General features: G+C 18.9%; 8 protein-coding genes. All 8 read right to left on the bottom strand.

Annotation, left to right across the window (positions count from 1 at the left end):
- Positions 1-54: 54 nt before the first annotated feature.
- The 8 genes from X274_RS06285 to X274_RS06250 are packed head-to-tail and all read right to left on the bottom strand — an operon-like array spanning position 55 to position 20,206.
- Complete coding sequence (locus X274_RS06285; RefSeq protein ID WP_047265961.1) at positions 55-2,121, bottom strand: protein kinase domain-containing protein; 2,067 nt, start codon at positions 2,119-2,121, stop codon at positions 55-57.
- A complete protein-coding gene (locus X274_RS06280) occupies positions 2,118-10,277 on the bottom strand; it encodes a hypothetical protein (protein WP_047265960.1) in 8,160 nt (2,719 codons plus the stop codon). Before X274_RS06280 ends, X274_RS06285 begins: the two co-directional genes overlap by 4 nt.
- Entirely contained in the window at positions 10,274-11,545 is a 1,272-nt protein-coding gene (locus tag X274_RS06275; protein WP_047265959.1) for a hypothetical protein, read from the bottom strand. The genes X274_RS06280 and X274_RS06275 overlap by 4 nt, the downstream gene beginning before the upstream one ends.
- Entirely contained in the window at positions 11,545-14,739 is a 3,195-nt protein-coding gene (locus X274_RS06270; RefSeq protein ID WP_047265958.1) for a hypothetical protein, read from the bottom strand. Before X274_RS06270 ends, X274_RS06275 begins: the two co-directional genes overlap by 1 nt.
- On the bottom strand, positions 14,723-16,672 hold the full coding sequence (locus X274_RS06265; protein WP_047265957.1) for a hypothetical protein: 1,950 nt from the start codon (positions 16,670-16,672) through the stop codon (positions 14,723-14,725). Before X274_RS06265 ends, X274_RS06270 begins: the two co-directional genes overlap by 17 nt.
- 1 nt (position 16,673) lies before the next feature.
- A complete protein-coding gene (locus X274_RS06260) occupies positions 16,674-18,077 on the bottom strand; it encodes a hypothetical protein (RefSeq protein ID WP_047265956.1) in 1,404 nt (467 codons plus the stop codon).
- Entirely contained in the window at positions 18,052-19,008 is a 957-nt protein-coding gene (locus X274_RS06255) for an AAA family ATPase (protein WP_047265955.1), read from the bottom strand. Before X274_RS06255 ends, X274_RS06260 begins: the two co-directional genes overlap by 26 nt.
- Positions 19,009-19,021: 13 nt before the next feature.
- Entirely contained in the window at positions 19,022-20,206 is a 1,185-nt protein-coding gene (locus tag X274_RS06250; RefSeq protein ID WP_047265954.1) for a hypothetical protein, read from the bottom strand.
- Positions 20,207-20,215 lie beyond the last annotated feature (9 nt).

Raw genomic sequence — 20,215 nt, 5'->3', positions numbered from 1 at the left:
TGATAATTATATATATTCTTTATCTTTTATAGTTATATTTAATAATATGCATTATTAAATAATCTCGAAAATTTTATGTTTTTTTACATTATATGTTATTTTATCCTTACTTACTTTACATTTTTTATCAATTATAATACCATCATTTGAAGAATTTATAGTCACATTATTTATAAACAAATCAGAATTTTTAGCATAAATAGCTCTAAAATTTACATCAAATATGCTATTTGAAAAGTTTCCTTTTGAATTTACTAAATAAAAAGGAAACTTTTTTGATTTTATTGTACAATTATTTATCATAATTTCACTATTATTACTAAAGGTTAAATAGGAATCTATTTCTAAATTTAAATTTAAAAAGCTTATTTTAGTATTATTAAATTCACTATTGTTAATTGATACAATCGGTTTCTTTTTCTCATTTCCTAAGAAAAATAAATTTAAATTATTATCTGCAACATTTAAAAATATCTTTTTATTTGAATTTTCAATAAAATATATACCTTCACTCTTTATTTCAAAATTATCTTTTATAATAAACACCTTTATATTTTCAAGTTTTAAAAGAAAACTAAATAATTTAAATATTGTATTTTCTTCAAGATAATCGTTATTTTTATTTAAATAATCTATTATCCCTATTTGTTCAATTTTCAAAAGCAACTTATGCACATCCATAATATTTTTAAATTTATTTTTATTACTATAATAGTAATTGTATATTGCTATTAAAAATCTAAATTCTGGAGAAATTTTATTTTCTTTATATAAATTAATAATATTCTCAATTAATTTTAATACACATTGTAAATATATTTTTCTTTTAGATTTGGACATTCTGCATTTGTTTTCCAATATCATCAATATACCTTTTTCATCAACTTTGTTATAAATGTAGTTTTCGATTAATATTTTTATATTTTTAAAATTTAATTTTATTCCATAATATATAGGTGTTATATTGCTTTTTCTATTATTATAATAATTTGTCATAAATAGAGACAATTTATCATCTATAGATAAGTTATCCTTTTTTAGTAATCTTTCTATTTCATCAAATTCTTTTTTTCTATTGAGCTCCTTTAAGTTATTCAATAATCTTTTTTTAAAGTGCTCACGTGCCTTTTCATAATCCTTTATATAATATTTAACTAAATTTTCCAATGAATTTATTATTTTTCCATCAAAATTTATTCCAATTTTATTGTCAAAAACGGTTTCAAAATTATCTCCTTCTAACCATTTTTTTACTTCCTCATACCCAATTCTTTTATCAGGATCATAAGTTAACAAGCCGATTAACAATTTTGTGTATTTCAACTCAACGTCATCAACAACTATCCCTCCATTTTTTTTTACACTTTTTTTAAATACTTCTTCGTCATAAAAAGGGAATTCCCCCTCTTTGATTATATAATATATTAACATTCCAAGAGACCAATAATCTGCAGTTTTTTTTACATATCCTAGTTCAAATAAGTATAAATCCGTATAATATGGGCTGCCTATACCCTTTTTACGCTTTCCATATTCCAAATCTTCTTTAATTATTGCAGCTATTTCAAAATCTGTTATCAAAAATTTATCACCGTCAACTATAATATTAGAAGGTTTTAAGTCTGTATGTACTATATTATTTTTATGTAGTATCTTTAAAGATTCATTTAATTGAAATATTACTTCTTCTACATTTTTTTTAACAAAAGATAAATTTTCTTTTACGGTTCCTTGTTGATAATACTTATATATTTCGTAATAAAAACCTTTTTTTTCACCAGTTTCTATTGGTGTAAGGAATTTATTCGGATATTCTTTAATTATTAAATAAATTTCATCTAATACCTTTTTATTTATTTTCTCTACAACTTTTAAAAAATATAATTCACCTTCATTATTTTTTATTAAAAATTTTCTTTTTTTTGAGCTTCCTTTGTCAATTTCTTTTTCTATTTGATAGGTATTTTGAATCCATTTTAAAAATTTATCAAATTTATCTTCTTTATTTGATATACTTTTTTCACTATCAGCTTTATTTATCTCAGTTATAGTATCACTTTCATATAAAGCTTCTGTTTTAGTTTCCATTTCATCAATTGTTCCTTCATAAATATAACTCATTTTCCCACTCCAATTTCAGAAATTTTTTCAACATTTAAGTATTTTTCATTTTTAATATAGGAGTATCTATAATTTCTAGAATAAAAATTTATTTCTCTGTTTTTGAAATCAAACTCTTCCATTTTCTCATTTTCATAGTTTTTCATTTTAACAATATATTTATTATTATAAGTAATTAATTTATTGTCTTGTGTTTTAATATATAACTTATCACCATTTAAATAAATATCCATTGCTATATCATCTGCAAAATATCCCATTTTATATATTCTTTTCAAGTATTTATCAAATTTATTTTCAAATTCAATCTTTGAAACGCTTATATTCCAATACCATTTGTTATCAAACATTCTATATGATATATTTTCTTTCTTATTAAATTTAAAATCTTCTATTGTATAATAACTATTTTTTTGAAGTAAATAATCTTGAGAACCAAAGTTGGATTTTTTTATATTTAAGATATTAAATATCTTATTATTTGAAAAAATTCCTATATTATTTATAATCCATAATTTATCAGATAAATACAAAAATTTCGGTATATCAAATATAAACGTATTGTCGATAAATTGCTTATCAAATTTTTCAATATTAATACTTGTTTTAGTATCTACTTTTTGCGAAAAATTAAAATTACTATTTATTGTTATACTTATTTTTTTTGAACTTGCTAAAGATACATCTGATTCTTCAATGTCTTTTAATTTATATTTATTTTTATCTTTTTCCATTACTACCTTTTTATTTTCTAATGTTTTGCCTAAAAATTTAGGAAATCCTATATCGTAATACCAAACACCTAGTTCAGATGAAACAAATATTTTTTTGCTATTAATCGCAAAATTTTTTTTAAGATTATCAAAATCAAAAGTACCATTATTAATTAATTGCTCTAATGAAAATCCATAATAATTAAATTCAAATTTTTTTGCAATTGAAAATTTTATTCCTTGGTCATTCACTATTACTTTAGTTTTTGGAATAAAAATTTCATTTTTAAAATTATATCCAATATCTTTTTTTACAGTTTTTATATACAGTTTATCTTCAATTCGTTTTTTATCAAGTATCTCTTTATCTAAAATTTTTTTATTGAAATTAAAATCAAAAATACCAAATTCTGGAATAGATATATTAGTATTTAATTTTTCATCTAGGTATATAAAATTAGGCATTAATTTTTTTAAATTATCTAATTCCTTACCTAATATTAAAAACTTATTTTTTTCAGATATATAAAGTTTTTTATTGAAAATATCATAAGAATAATTTACAAACTCAATGTTATCGTTATATTCTATAACATTATTATTATAAATAATGTAATTTCCATTTATTGTCTCTATTATAAAATTATTTTCTTTCACATAAGCATCATTACACTTGTTTTTTACCTTATATAACTCAATATTATCTGATGTGAAAATTAATATATTGTTATTCTTCAAAATTAGATTATTAAATTTACCATTTTTAATTAGAATATATTTTTCAAAAAATTTTTCTGTTAAATCAAGCATATTATTATTATCAAAGTAATAAATTCTTGGGATTTTATCAAAAACATTGCTTAATTTATACTTATTATTTAATAACACTACGTTATTTAAGGTCAAATTGTCTATACTTGATAATTTTAACCTTGATGATTTATTTTCAATCAAATAATATCTATCTTTAGATTTAATAACAGTTTTACCATAAAATTTTTGAACATCATCAATTAAAAACTCATACCTTAAATATGGTGTAAAATTTAAAGAAATTTCAAAAATACCTTTATCGCTGACTATATAAACTGTATTTTCTAATTCTGTAATTCCAAGTATTGTATTGAAAAATAATTTATTATAATTTTCTTTTTTGTTTTCTTTAACAATATTAAATTCTTCATCTTCCGAAACAATTATTTCATAATTATTATAATCTATCAATATATCATAAATTCCCTTTAATCTATTTAAATCTACATCATCTAAAACCACAAAATTGTTATTTTCATAAGCTAAAGAATTATTTACAATAATCTTTTCTCCTATTGAATATAATTCTTCTATTTTATCAAAAATACTCAGTAAATTCACCTTATTATTATTTATTTCAAATAAATAATTCGAAGTTGTTGAACAATAAAACTTATCATTGGAAACAGCAATTTTATCTATTTTAAAAAGACCAAATAATTCATTAGAAACTTTCAAATCTTTTATGTCATAAAATTCATTAAATATTTTAACATCAAAATCATCTAAATACATTTTTTTATTATCTAAATCTATAGAAATTTTTCTTTGATCATATATTTCAAAAATATTTTTTCGTGGATCATAAATATAAGTTTGAGAAATTGTTTTAACAAGAATTTTATCCAACAATGATTGGGCTTCAATAATTTTTTTATCTAATTTTCTAATTTTTACTAATTCATTATCAACTTTATATATATTAAACTGTGTTATTATATAAGTTTCATATTCATTAGTAATTACTCTAACTATTTTTTCTGTTTCCGGTTTATATACATTTATTCCATTTATTTGTAAATTATTTGAATTACTCTCTTTTTTGGAAATAGTTGAATTTATTAAATCAATATTAACTATGTATTTTTTAAAGTAATTATTCAAATCCATTAATTTATCGCCAATACTTCCTATTTGATTAAATGATGTATTTAAGATTTTTACCATTTTAAATAATGATTCATAGGAATAAATTATTCCATATTTTTGAAATAAAATTTTTCCATTATTAAAAACATATTGTTCTGGAATTTCAAAATCAAATAAACCATTATAATATACATCATTTATTCCAAAAGGCTTATCAAAAAATTTAATTTTTTTAATATTATTCAAATCAACAATAAGCGGCCTTACAATAATATTTTCTCCAAAAGATATTTCTTGATCAATTCTTTTTATTAAATTCGGATCAATTATTTCAATAGAATCATTTACAAAAGTATAATATTTTTCTGTTATGGTATTTAAAATTATTTTACCATTAAAATTATTAAAAACTTTTAGAATTTTCGTATTAAATTTAAAATATTTTCCATCATTTATTCTAATAATGCCAAAATCTTTTGTTATACCATAATATTCGGTGTTTTTGTTAGAATAGTTTAAACCCACGCTGAGGAAACTATCAAAAATTAATTTACCATTTTTTGATCTTAATTTATTAATATTTATTTTTTTTCCATAAATATTTATGTAGCTGAGTTTTTGCATTTCTTTTGGCAATATTATTTCATCATTATTTTCCTTAATAATGTGATTTTTACCATCAATATCTATGTATAAATTACTTATATTAGTTTTTATCAACAACTGATTTTTTTTCAAAATTATATTTTTAAAATAGATTTTATTGTGTAAAGCATTTCCATTAATTATAATATTGCTAATATTTGATTTCAAATAATTCATTTTTCCATTTTCTGTAACAACTAATCCACCATAATTATTTATTTCAGTCAAATATGGGAATGATTCTTTTTCATTAACCAATATTAGTTTATTTGAAAATTCATATATATTAGTATATCTATATATTTTATCTCTAACAAATTCTTTATTATTCATTATATAAAAATTATTATATTTATAATACCCTATTTTGACATATTTTGAATTCGATCTTTTATCTAATATTTTTAACTTATTTTCATCATAATATAAACCTATTTGGGTAATTTTTTGAGTAAAAATGTTCTTTATAAAATCATTAAAATTTATTATGTTTCCAGCATTGCTAATTTCATCATTTAGTTTAATAGAAATCAAAAGTTTTTTCTTAGGTAAAATGCTGTTTGAATAAATATATATTGTTTTATTACTTTCATTAAATGACAGCTTATCAACTAAAATATTCTTATTGCCGTATTTAATATTTTTTATTAAAGAAACAAACTTTTCAAAATCATATTCGCCATTTTCTGTAAAAATTCTAATTTTATCTTTTGCTCTAATTACGAAAAAATTATCAAACATAATAAAATTATCATATTTTTCAAAAATACCATCATAATATACTACTTTATCATCCATAAAAACTATTTTATTCCCTAATTTATATGCATTTGACTTATAGGGAATATTTGCTTTTTTTAATTCTTTTTCATCAAAATATAATCTATCATCTAATTTAAGAATTTTTTTATTCAAAAAATCATACATTTTGAAATCATTTAATTCAATATTATCTATATCAAAATTTTTATCCATTACATAAAATCCAGATTTAGTTCTAATGTAAAAAATATTATTGATTTTATATATCAATTCTATCTTTTCATTAATTAATTTATTTATAAATATTTTATCAGTATCAATTTCTTTATTTTCAGAATAAGAAATTAATTTGTTTTTTGACATCAAATAAACTTTATTATTATAAACAATTACATAAGCATCTTTTTGATTTGTCTTATCAAACTCAAAAATAAATCTTTTTTCTTCTTCATAGAATCCTCTTAATAATTCGTTTAGTTTATAAACATAAAACTTTGTATTACTTTCTAATACAATATAATCATCTTTTGTATAAATATCTTTTTGTAACCTTAAATTAAAAATTTTATTTTCATTTATTATTTTTTTATAATTTGATATATTATGAATATTTATCCTATATTCGTATAAATAACCGTTTTCGGAAATTAAATATATATTATTATCATCATTATAAGCAAAAATAATGTTTCCTTCTATCTTATAATCAGCAAAATTAGAAATGTTTGTTTTTACATTACCATTTTTAAATAGAACAATATATTTATCTTTATAAATATTAAAATCTTCTACATTTTCATAAATTAATTTAAAAGTTTCACTTTCAGATGTTTCATACAAATCATCATTTATTAAAATATAAAGCTTATCATCTACATAAAAATATTTTTTTATACTTCCAACAATTTTTTCATTTTTTTCTGTATATATACCTTTTGTAGATATAAAATACAATCTTCCAAATATATAATAAATATCTTTTAACACATTAAATTCTCTTTTATAAATATTTCTATTATAAACAAGTTCTAATTCTTTGTTAAATACCTTATATGAATTATTATTTTTTAATACTATAAAATCAGAAAACGAATAAGAGCCAAATGTTTCATTTAGAAACTTTTGATCAATATAATCATTATTTATTTTAAATTTATAAACTCCTGATTTTGTAAATATATAAACACCATTTTCAAAATTATACGCATTAATAATTCCAGAAATTTTTTGAAAATTCCATGAATGTAATTTATTGGAATAATAAAGCAAACCATCATCTTTTACTACAAAAACATAATCTCCTAACACATTGATTGTATAAATGTTATCAATAAAAGTATTTGTATTTTTAAAATACTCATCATATGAAGTGTATTCATTAAATTCCGGAATATTTGCTATATCAAAATGTTCTTTTATAAAATATCCACTTTGATCATTTATCACAGCACAAACTTTGTTTTCTATATAATTAACTTTTTTAATCTTAATATTATTTCTGACTGAAACCCATTTCAATTTATTTATATTATATATAGCATAAAAATCGTCTCCAAACATATACATAAATCCATCATTGTAATAAACTTTTTTAAAATCACCTTTCAAATTTGGAATTACATTATTCGAATAAAAACTTTTTTCAACCTTTTCGTTTTTATTAAAATCAATGCTTTTTATTTCAGTATTAGTTTTATAATACATCTTATTTTTATTAAATGAATAATTATTTGTTTTAAGACCTTTTAATCTAATAATATTCATATTATTAGCATCAAATAAAAACAAACTATTTCCATCATATATAAAAGATTGTTTTCCATTGACAAAACTTGCATTTACAATATTTTTATTTAAAGTTATAATATTAAAATTTGATAGGTTTATTTTTTCAATTCCTTTATTATGTATTATCACAAAGTATTTTTTACCATTTTCTTCATATAATGAACTAGTAATATATTTATTATTAAATGCATTTGATAAACTACCCAAAAATAATTTGTCTCCATTATATAACAAATATCCAGATTTTTTTAATATTAAAAGATTATTATTAAATGACGTAAAATCTTTTACATCTTTTTCAACTATTTTTTTCGAATAAAATTCAACTAAATTATTTTCAGAAATACAATAATACTTACCATTAACTTCTTTAATATTAGTTATTTTTCCAAAATATTTTGCAGGCAATACTTCCACCTTAAAAGTTTTTGGGTTTAAAGTATAAACGTCTCCATTTTCATATTGAAAAACAATATAATCATTTAAAGCAAAAAAATTTATAATACTTTTTTCTGGTAAAATTTTGTTTTTATAACTAATTTCATTACCAGATTTATCATAAAATTTATAATTTTCTTCATAATTAGATTTTGTTTTTAAAACAATATAATCACCTTTATCATTAATAATTTGATTATCTAATATATTTATAGTTTTTATTAAGTCTCCCTTTATATTAATAAATAATATTTTTGATTCAAAAATAACTGCAAAATTCGAATTATCAAAAACCTTTACCCTTTGAGGATTTTCATTAAAATCAAATTTTTTTTCAATACTTTTATTTTCATCATTAAAAATAATAAAACCATTTTCATTTATTAAAATTATTCTATTATCAAATTTTCTTAATAGCATTAAGTCATCTAGATAAAAATCATCCAATCCCATAAAATATTTTTTACCATTAGATAAAACATAATCATTTCTTATATAAACAATCTTATCCTGAAAAATATCAAAATCATTTACTTTATTAGAAATAAGTTTTGATTTTTCGAGTTTTGAATCATATTTATATAATTCTTTGTTTTTAAGTAAATAATAAATATTATTATTTGAATAAATTGTTTTCATATAATCATTAGTAATAATTTTATATTCTCTTTTGTTAAAAGAATATTCATAAATTGTATTATCTGATAAAAGAAATAACTTGTTATTAGAATAATAAACTTCTTTTATGTTATGAGGATTAAAATCTTTAAAACCTTTTTTGGGAAATTCAAATATTTTCTCTCCTGAAATAGTATATAATTTCCCTTCTTTAAAATAATAAAAATCTTTGCCATTGAAATGATAAAATTTTTCATATTTTAATTTATCTAAAACCTTAAAATTGTTTTTAATTAAATTTATTTTATATATATAATCATTAGTTATTAAGATTAATAAGTCAGAATTAATATAAAAATCAATTGGAACATTCTCGATTTTAATGGATTGCCATTTTCTCTCTGAAATAGAATAAAAATTTATTCCTCTATTAGTAAGTAAATAAAGAATATTATTATTCAATCTTGCTCCTATAATATTATCTCCTATAAATGCCGTTTGAGAAAATATTTCACTTTTCTTAAAATCATTATCAACAGATATTTTATATACTTTTTTATTTTGGGTTAAAACATAAATTTCTTTTTCATTATAGGTAATATCAAAAATTTTATTTTCAAAGTCAAACTTTTTAGGTTTAAATGCTTTTGAATCAAAAACATACAATAAATTTTCTTTAATACCTACAAAATAATTCTTAGAAAATTTGATATTATCAATTAATTCTAAATTTAAATATTTAGAGATATTTTTCCACGAATTTGTAATAATATTGTATGAATATAAAATGCCTCTACTAAACATAATAATGTTTTCTCCATATTGATATGTCATGTTCGTTAGTATTTCAGGTCCTTTTCCTGTATTTAATAAAATAGGAGTATTTTTCTTTAATTCTGAATCTCCATAATATAAATCTCTATTGTTATATAGTATTGCGCTTTTATTTTTAAAAACACTAAAATCTACTATATCATTTCCGACAATACTTTTATATTCAAGATTTTTTTCATTTCTAATATGAATATAATCTTTATCGAAAAAATAAATTTTAAAATTATCTATTAACTCATTGGTCTCTATTTTTCTTAACGAATTAAAATCTATATTTATTGTTTTTCTTGGATCAATTTCTTTTCTTTTATTTTCTATTAATTCATCAGATTTAAATAAAAAATTACTTAAAATTATTGATATAAAAATTGATATCAAAAATAACACTGTATATAAAAATTTCCTAATCTTAGGATTTTTTTGATTAATAAATCTATAAATTTTAAATTTTTTCATATAATCCCTCCAGATACATATTGTTCTATTGTATTCTCAAATGATTTTACAAAAACTCTAATTTCAGGATATGTATCTTCCAATTCATATAATTTTTTAAAAATATCATTTTTTAAAATATCATTATTTAGATTCACTATCTCTCTAAAAAAAGAATATGGATAATTATCCACAAAAACTTTATTATGTCCAAAAGGATTATAATAATATTTATTAAAAAGACTAAAAAGTTGAATTAAAATATCGTATTTTTCCTCCAAATAAAAATTTATAATCAAATAAACAAAAACAGAATAAAGTAAATCTTTATGTCTTGCTGTTCTATCTAATACTACTTCTTTGTCAACGTCTATAGAATTTTGCTTTAAAAAAATTTCCATATTTTGTATAACATTATTTTCTTCCATTAACTCAATAATATTTCTATAAAAATTATTTTTTATATCTAAAAAAAATCTCTTACTTTTCTTTTCATATTCTATAAAAAAGTCTATAACATCATCATTTTCAAACTCAAGATTTATAATTGCAGAAAAATATAGTTTTAAAGATTTAATTAATGTATAAAAAAGTATTTTATCATATTCATTTGATAAAGATACAATATTATAAGCTTTTTTTATTGACATTAATAATTTATTTAGTGATTTTTTATCTTTAAATTGAATTTTAGATGATAAATGATCAAATTCAAATAACCTTCCATATTCTGAAGTTTTTTCTATTTTATCTGAAAAATTAATCGAAATAAAATATATTTTTTCTCTGAATACTCTTTCGGTAAGAAAAAAGAAAAAACCAATCTCACTTAGAAAATAAGCGAGATTTGATAAAATATAATATATATTCTTAACGGGGATTAAAAGTATTATAATTCTATATATATACTTATCAAAATAAGTGGGTTGAGAAAGGAATTTTGAAATTATATATACAATTATTAATGATGTCCCATGAAAAATAACTATCTTTAATACATCAAAAATTATTCTGAATTCCCATTTAAACTTTTTATTAAATATATTTATATAGGCCAATAGCTTTAATTCTTTTTGATAATACAAATCATATAAATAAATAACAGTTACAAAAAAGAATTCAAAAAAAATTATTATATATTTGACAAAAAATATATTTATTTTATTTTGAATATTAAAAACATAATAATTTGATAAAAAATCATTAAAGCCTAAATTCAAACTTAGTAGCGAAATCATATTAAGAATCAACAAAAATAAAAAATATATATTATACTGACTTTTTTTCATTAAATTTCACTCCCAAAATTTTTGAACATTTTTTTCATATTCGATATAATATTATTTTTCAACAATTTTTTCTCTAATTTTTTATAATTTTCTTCCTTTAAACCTAAATTAGACAAATAATTTTTATCATAAACTGATTGAAATTTTTCTTTTAATTTATACGAAATATTGTAATTTTCTATACATTCAGCTATATATTCTAAAAGTATAATTTCTTTTTTAGATTCAATGTTTTTATGCTTTTTTAGATATATAATTAAATCAATTATCTTTTCAATATATTCATTTGATATATTTGTTAATATTAGTTTCAAATCATTTATTGTCATACTGTTTAAATATTTAGATGCTGTCTCTGTATTGCTTAGACTTTCAATAAAATCATTGGTCAAAAAATTAATTTGGTATTTTAAATAATAGTTATAAAATTCATCTAAATTGATAAATTTTACAAAATCATTATTATATGCTTTTATTTTATTTTCTATGTTTTTCCTGAATTCTTCTTTATCCAATATTCTTTTTTTAGAAAAAATATTCATTTTATGAATAATATTTTTTTCTATTTTTATTGAAATTACAAATTTTTCATTTATTTCTTTTACTTTATTCAATTTTTCAATAGTGTCAACTATAAAAATTTTATCTAATTTATTATTTAAACTATTTTTTGTATATAAATTGTTCAAAATTTCAATTTTATTATTAAAGTCTCTTTCTAAGTCTCGCTCAAATATTTCATATATATGTTTATCCATTCTTATCTTTAAATATTTATCTATTTCTTTAATAAGAATATCTTTTATATTAGCTTTAAATCTTAAGTCTTTTAACTCATTAATAACTTTAGTTTTAATATGTATTATTTCATTATAATCTAAATTTATTCTAACTATTGATAAGTTATTTATTATATAATTATCAATATCCCTTACCAATTCTGAATAATAATTTCTATAATGTTTATTAAAATCTATATTTAACTCTTTCAAAACTAAATTAACAAAAATCAAATAATCAATAAATTCGGAAAAGTTATCAAGTTTCTTTTCAAACGTATTTAAAATATTTTTCTTTAAATTATTAAAAAACTCACTCAAAATCTCATCTAAATACTTATCAATAATCTTTGAATTTGTATTTATAATTGAAGAAGATAAATTTTTTATTTCGCCAATTTCAATTTTTACATCATTTGCTATTTTTTTAAAACGCTTTATCTCACTTAACTTTATATTAGAAATACCATCAGATAAATCTTTCAAATATTCATCAAGATATTTTAAAGATTGAATTTTATCAATAATATTTTTTTCTACAACATTAAAAATTTCTTCTTTTGAACTATTACCTAATGCCCAATGTTTTTTTTCATTAAAAATTAGTTCATATACATATTCAAGTTTTTCTATAATTTTTTCATATTGTAAAAATTCATTAGAAAATTCTTCATTATATTTTATCAATTTAGATATGTATATTTCTTTTTCCAGAAAATCATTATCCAATAATTCTTCATTAATAATCTTATGGATATACTCCTCTTTTCTTTCGTTTATTTTATTTTTTATATTATTTATAATATTTTGCATTCTTCCTCTAATATATTTTGTATCTTTTGAACTTATTAACAGATAGTTTTTTATTTTATATTCATCAGAATATTTATTAAACGAAGTATTATAAAAAAATCTTAATGTTTTCTCTATTTTTTCAAGAATGTCATCTATTCTTTTTATTGCATCTGAAAATTTATTTACTTTTCTTATTGTTTCATCAAATTCTTTTTTATAATAATTATATCTTTCTATAGTATCTTGAATATTATCAAACTCAATACTTTTTAATATAAATGATGTTTCACTTTTTATTGAATTCAATTTCTCCTCAAATTCATCTCTATTTACAATATACAAATTTCTATACACAATATTCAATTGTGTTAAATTTTTTAGTGTGTTTTTAACTATATAATTAATGTTGTTTATTTTATTATCTATATCATTATGTTCTATACCTTTATGTTTCTTAAATTCTTTTTCCCATTTTAAAATTAAATTATACAAAATTTCCAAATTCTTTATATCATTAGAAAAATTAAAAATACTTTTTTCTAACTCATATATATCTTTTGTTTCTTGTAAATCTTTAAAAGATTTTTCGATTTTCGATAAATATATCTTACTTATTTTAAAAATATAGTCATAGCTTTCATCATATAATCTATTTAGTTCAATAACTTTCTTTTTCTCATATTTTTCTATATATTTATATATATCATTTGGATTTAAAAATTCAATTTCTTCAATAAAATCACATATTTTTAATATGTTTTCTTTTATTTCTTCTGATTTAGACATTTTAGATTCAAATAATCTGAACATTTTTTCTAAAAAAGCTATGCTATTTTCATCCTGTATATTTAAAAATTTTCCATATTCTATTTTATCTAACATATTAAATCCTTTTAGTTTATTTAAGAATTTTATGTATGTATTCATAATTACAATTTTTAAATCCTCAAAAAAACTTTCTAAAATTTCTTTATTAATATAATTAATTAAATCAAAAAAAACCTTATCATTATATTTTAGCTTCAAATTCTCATTCATTTTTTTTAGTTCACTATATTCAAAAATTAAAGATTTTATTTTGGCAAAATAATTAAAATAAAAAAATAACAAGTCGTTTAAGTTTTTAGCATATTCGCTTAATTTCAAATATTCTTTTGTCTTATCAATAAATTCTTCAAAATTTTTTATTAAAATTCTTATATCACTCAAATAAATTTCCCCAAAAATTAATCGATTTTTAAAACCATTCAGTAACATTTCGTCAGATGCTTTTACTGAATTCATATCTTTCTCTATGTTTCTTTTAATATCATTTTTTTGATTTATATTATTATCTATTTTTTTTAAGTATTCATAAAATTTATCTTTATAATCAATAAAATCTTTTTCTAATTTATTCTGAGTATTTTTCAAAAAAGAAATTTTATTATTAACAATGAATAAAAAATATTCATCCATATTATTAAATGAATATTGTTCATCCAAAAGATTTTTCGACAGATTACTAACAATATCTTTTTTTATAGAGTTTATTTCATAATCAATTTCTAAACCTATGTTATATTGAGATTTTAAAATCTTATTTATTTTCTCATTTGGAAATTTAATCTTCTTTAACATATTCATCTTCCTTTTTGTATTTTGATAAATATTTATTATAAAATTCTTCTAAAGATTTCATTTGTTTATCTAACTCTTTTTCTAGATCCTTAAAGTTATTTTTAATATTATCAAACTTTTTTAAATAAGCATTATAATCTTTTTCTATGCTACCAAATATCTCTTCAAATCTTATTATTGTATCTTCATATCCCTTTTTGTAATTATCATACTTTTCATTTACATCTAGAATTAATTTTTCATTGAACATATCATTCAAATCGCTATGAAAATCTTTTATATTTTTATATATATCATTAAGTAAATTTAGAACGCTTTTATCTGAAAAATATAAATTTAATTTTCTTTTTAAAAGATTAATGTCATTTTTAAATAACATTATTTTTTTATTTATTTCATTATACTCTAATTTTATATTTTTGATAGATTCATACCATGCATTTATAGCATTTTCAGACTCATACTGAACATCATCAATTATATTTTTAAAAAATTTATCCATTTCATCTTTGACGTTTAAATAATAATTCGATTTTTCAATAACATTACTTTCATTAATTGAATAATAATCTTTTCCACTTGACACAGGAAGTTTTAGCTCAGCATAATTTTTAAAAAATTCTTTCAATGTCATACCATTTTTTTCGTATACAAGTACAGAAAAAGTACCAAAATACTTTTTTGTATTATCAATAATAAGAAAAACTTTATTTTTTTCTATTCTCTCTTTATCAACTTTATTAAATATCGAATTTATGAATCTTTCAAATAATTCCGGATAATTTTCAATTTGTATTTCCGGAATTATTTTATGACTTCTTGGGATTAATATTCTTAATTTTTCTGTGCTCCAATTTATGTCCTCAATAAAAGAATTATAATTATTAACTGGCATCAAATATTCAGGACCGTAAAAGAGATAATGAGTTGTATATGTATCAAATTCATCTTTTTTCAAAAATTTATAAACTTTTATTTTCTTCAAAACTTCGCTTTCGTTTAATAAAAAATAATAATACCAATCATTCAATTCATCACTTTTGAGAAAAATACCTGACATTTTAATCTTATCAGAAAAAATTTCTCTTTTCATTTTTTCTAATCGTCGAAGCTCTCTTTTCAAATGCATTTCCTTTTGCTTAATTTCTTCAATAGGTATAAAATAGTTTCTATCTTTAATCACATCAATAAATACTTCAAATTTATCACCAACTACATTATCAGAAAATACAATTGGCTTATTCTTAAGACTTACTTCTAAAAAGTTATATACTTCTTTAAAATTTTTTGATTTTAAAAAAGTATGTAAATATTCTTTTTCATCAATTATTGATATAGCTCCTGGATGATTATAAATAAATTCGTATATATATGGTTTATATCCTTCTGGAACAAATACTTTACCTTTAATTTTTTTATTAAATAAAAATTCTTTAAATATTTTATAATCTAATAATCTCATTTTGGCTTTTTCATCTATTATTTCTATAATACCTAATAAAAATTTTACTTTTTCAAAATATAAAAAAATTGTACTTTCATTCTTTAATTTTGAAATTCTTATTTTACCATCAATATAATAAAAACTCTTTTCAATTATTTCATTTAAATTTTTATGATAATTATCTTCAAAAAAGCTTATTTTAATTATTACATCTTTACCATAATTTAAATTATAACCTTTCTTCAATTTAGGTTTAAAAGCATATCTTATTGAACTAATATTACTCTCTCTACAAAATACTCCATCTTTATCAATTTTCTCCGATGAAACAAAAAAATAATTTTTATCTGTACTAATATCATTATTTTCAAATATATTTTCATTTAATACAAATCCAAATTTCTTATAATCATTAACATAACATAAATATATCTTTTTCCCAGGATCATTATCAATATATTTAAAAATTTCATTAATTTTTAATATCATTTTACCCCTCCGAATTAAAAATAATTTTTTCTATAGTTTTAACTGTTTCTATTATAAAATCTGATAAATTAGAGATTTTGTTTTTTTTATTTAAGGTAAAGTGAAAATTATCGTTTTTTAAATTAGTATTTATTTCAAAAATTAGGTATTTAAAATTATCATATTTTTTAGAAAAAGAAATTAATTCTTGTTCTTTATCATAATATGAAACAGATATACAAACTTTTTTAGTATCTTTCATAGATTCATTTAATTTTTTAGAAATTATATCTTTATAATCAAATTCTTCTGATAAAGGATTGTTTAAAAAAATTTTAGGATTTTCCGCAACAATTGAATATAAGAAATCCTTAAAACTATTTAAACTAATTTTTTCATATTCAATTGTTTCATAAATATTATTCGAAATAAATATAAATGAATAGTTATTCGATTTAAAATAGAGATTATTTTTAACATTTAATGCAAAGTTATAAATTATTTTTAAATATAATATTTTTAAATATGTATTCAAAAACATTTTTAAATTTTTTTCACCCTCATTAAATTCTAACAAAGGATTTTTATCAACTTCATTAAAAAGATAAATTATTTCAATATTTAAATTTGTTTCAATATGCTTTTGATGATTATATGTATATAAAAAATTTTCCTTAAAAAGATAATAAAATAAATCTTCATCTTCTAAATACAACAAATTTGAAGGAATAAGTTTAATTAATTCATATGAATTTTTTATTCTTCTAATTCCATCTACCACTTCTTTATATTTGGAATCAGAAGAATAATAAACACTACTTGGATTTTCTCTAAATTCATCAATATTATTTTTTATATTATATTTTTCAAAAAGAAGAGTAATAAAATAATCATAATAACCATCATATAAAACACTATTAGTTGATAAAATTGCTCTTATATCTTCTTTTATTAACATATTTATTTTATTTTTTATTATATTATTATCTATCTCAACGATTAAATTATTTATTTTCTTATCATTTTTTATATTAATCAAAGACTTTTCAATAAACAGTGGCGAAATTTCTTCCTCAATATTATATTTATTGTTAAAAACAAATACAAACAATTTCGTAATAATTAAATATGCTCTTTTGTATATATCAAATTTATCAAAATCTTCTATAGAAACATATAGATCAATTATTTCATATAATAATACTATATCATCTACTAATTCAGAATAATTACATTCTTCAAAAATTATATAATTATATATAACCAAAATAAATCTAAGCTCAACACTTGAAATATTATTATTATAAATAGATAGTATTTTGCTTAAATTCAAAGAATATTTTCTTATGTCGATTTTGTTCAATAACTCTTTTCTTTCTTTAAAAAATCCCTCTAACTCGCTATACAAGTATTCTTTCAATTTCATATTTTTGCTCCTCATCAGTCCAAATCTTAGAAAGCACAAATCTTATATCCTCAAAAGTTGGTTCCGCATTTAATCTTTCTGATTTAATCATAGAATGAGCTATAATCATCTTTATTAAAGATTTTATACTTCTATCAGAAATGAAAATACCGCCATCTAACTTTAATAATTTTAACTTACTGAAAAACGACCTTATAAACCTAAAATCAATTAACTCTTCTACTCTATTAATAATAAATTTATTCATATTTTTAGCAAATTCAATAGATTCCTCTCTATTAAATTTTGCTTGAGTTTCATCAGAACTTTCTATCTTAATTTCTTTATTTAATAACTTTTTATAATTATCAACATCTGGGGAAATGCTTTTTACTAATAATCTAATTGGAAATCTATCAAGAAAAGCTTTCAATAAATTATCTGATGGCATATGATTTGAAGCTCCATAAACAACTATAAGATCTTCTATGTCTTTATAAATATTACCTAAAATTAACTTTTTTTCATTTATTAAAGTCAATAGCGAATTCAAAATAGCAGAATTTGCATTAAATATTTCATCTAAAAAAATTAAATTAGCTTCAGGCAATTTATTATTTGTAATTACTTCATATTTACCTTCCTTTAATTTATTTATATCTAATGGCCCTATAATTTCAGAAGGCTCAGTATATTTAGTTAACAAATAATGAAAATATCCATTTCCGAAATCCATACCAAGTAAATTCGCAAATTTTTTAATAATCAAACTTTTGCCTGTTCCAGGTTCTCCTATTAACAAAACATTTGTTCCAGTTATATACCCACATGCAATAGTTTCTATTTCTTCGTCACGTTCAATAAAAATCCCTTTTAAATCATCTATCAATTCTATATAGTCAAAAAACTTATTATTAAGTTCGCTCTTTAAATATTTATTTTTATTATCCATTTGCGTTCCTCCTTTATTCAACATAAAAAATTACTTGATCAAAAATATCATCATTTTTATTTTTTAAAATTATTTTATATTTCCCAGAAAAATTAACCTTGAATCTTAAATTCTTTAAATTTAATTTATGTTTTTCGTATTTAACTTTTTCGTTAAATAGTATAATTAATTTTAAATCTTTTAAATTTATATCATCAGATAATTTTATTGTTATATGACTTCCTTTCTTATAAACTTCATTATTTATCGGATTTTTTATTGTAATTTTCTCTTTATTTTCCGGATTATCATCGTTTTTTTTATCTTCAGTTAATGATTTGAAATAATAATAATTTATATTTTCCATTCCTTTAATGTCTAGAAGAATATAATCCTCATACATAATTTCTGGATATTTTTTCAAATGTATTTCTAATTCCTTTTCAATTTTAATATCTACTTTATCTAAATAATTTTTGATTTTTTCTTTATTTAAATTTTTATTTCTATAGTTATCTATATATTCATTTACAACATTTCTAATTTTTTCATAATTTAAAATTTTACTCAACCAAAAAATAATTTTTAAATCAATTTCAGAAATATATTCTAAATTAGGTAATATATAATCCAAAAAATATTTATAAATTTTCCTGTTTGAATATTTTTTCTTTCTTAATTGAGCAATAATGAATATAGAAGGCAATAATATTTTTGATTTTTTAAAAAATTTTTTTAAACTTTCAATATCTTCGCTATTTAAATTTTCATAATCTACTCCTAACAACTTATAAATAAATCGAAAATATTGATTGGATTTTAAAATAAATACTATATTATCTTTTTTATTTTCAAATAATTTACTATAAAAAGCATATTCGAGACTATTTATTTCTACATTCAAATTGCTTTTAAATCCATAAATGTTTTTCATTAATTCCTTTGTAAAATCACATTTATAGTTTTCACCATCTAAAGAAAAATACAAATTTGAATAATTTTCATTATCCCTAAAAACATATTCAAACATAAATTTTTGTATATACGGAGAAATCGAAAAAATTTCAAATATTACATTTTGAAAACTATCATTAAATTTTTGAATATTAAATTCGCATAAATATGAAGGGGTAAATTCATTATTATTTATAAACTTAATAAAATCCTCCTCTATTGCTTTTATACAATTATTAATTCCATTATCCCTTAGAACATCCATAAATCCTCC

Source organism: Marinitoga sp. 1155 (genome assembly GCF_001021175.1).
Taxonomy (GTDB): Bacteria; Thermotogota; Thermotogae; order Petrotogales; family Petrotogaceae; genus Marinitoga.
The sequence above is the reverse complement of the archived record's forward strand: the minus strand, read 5'-3'. Positions and strand labels throughout refer to the sequence as shown.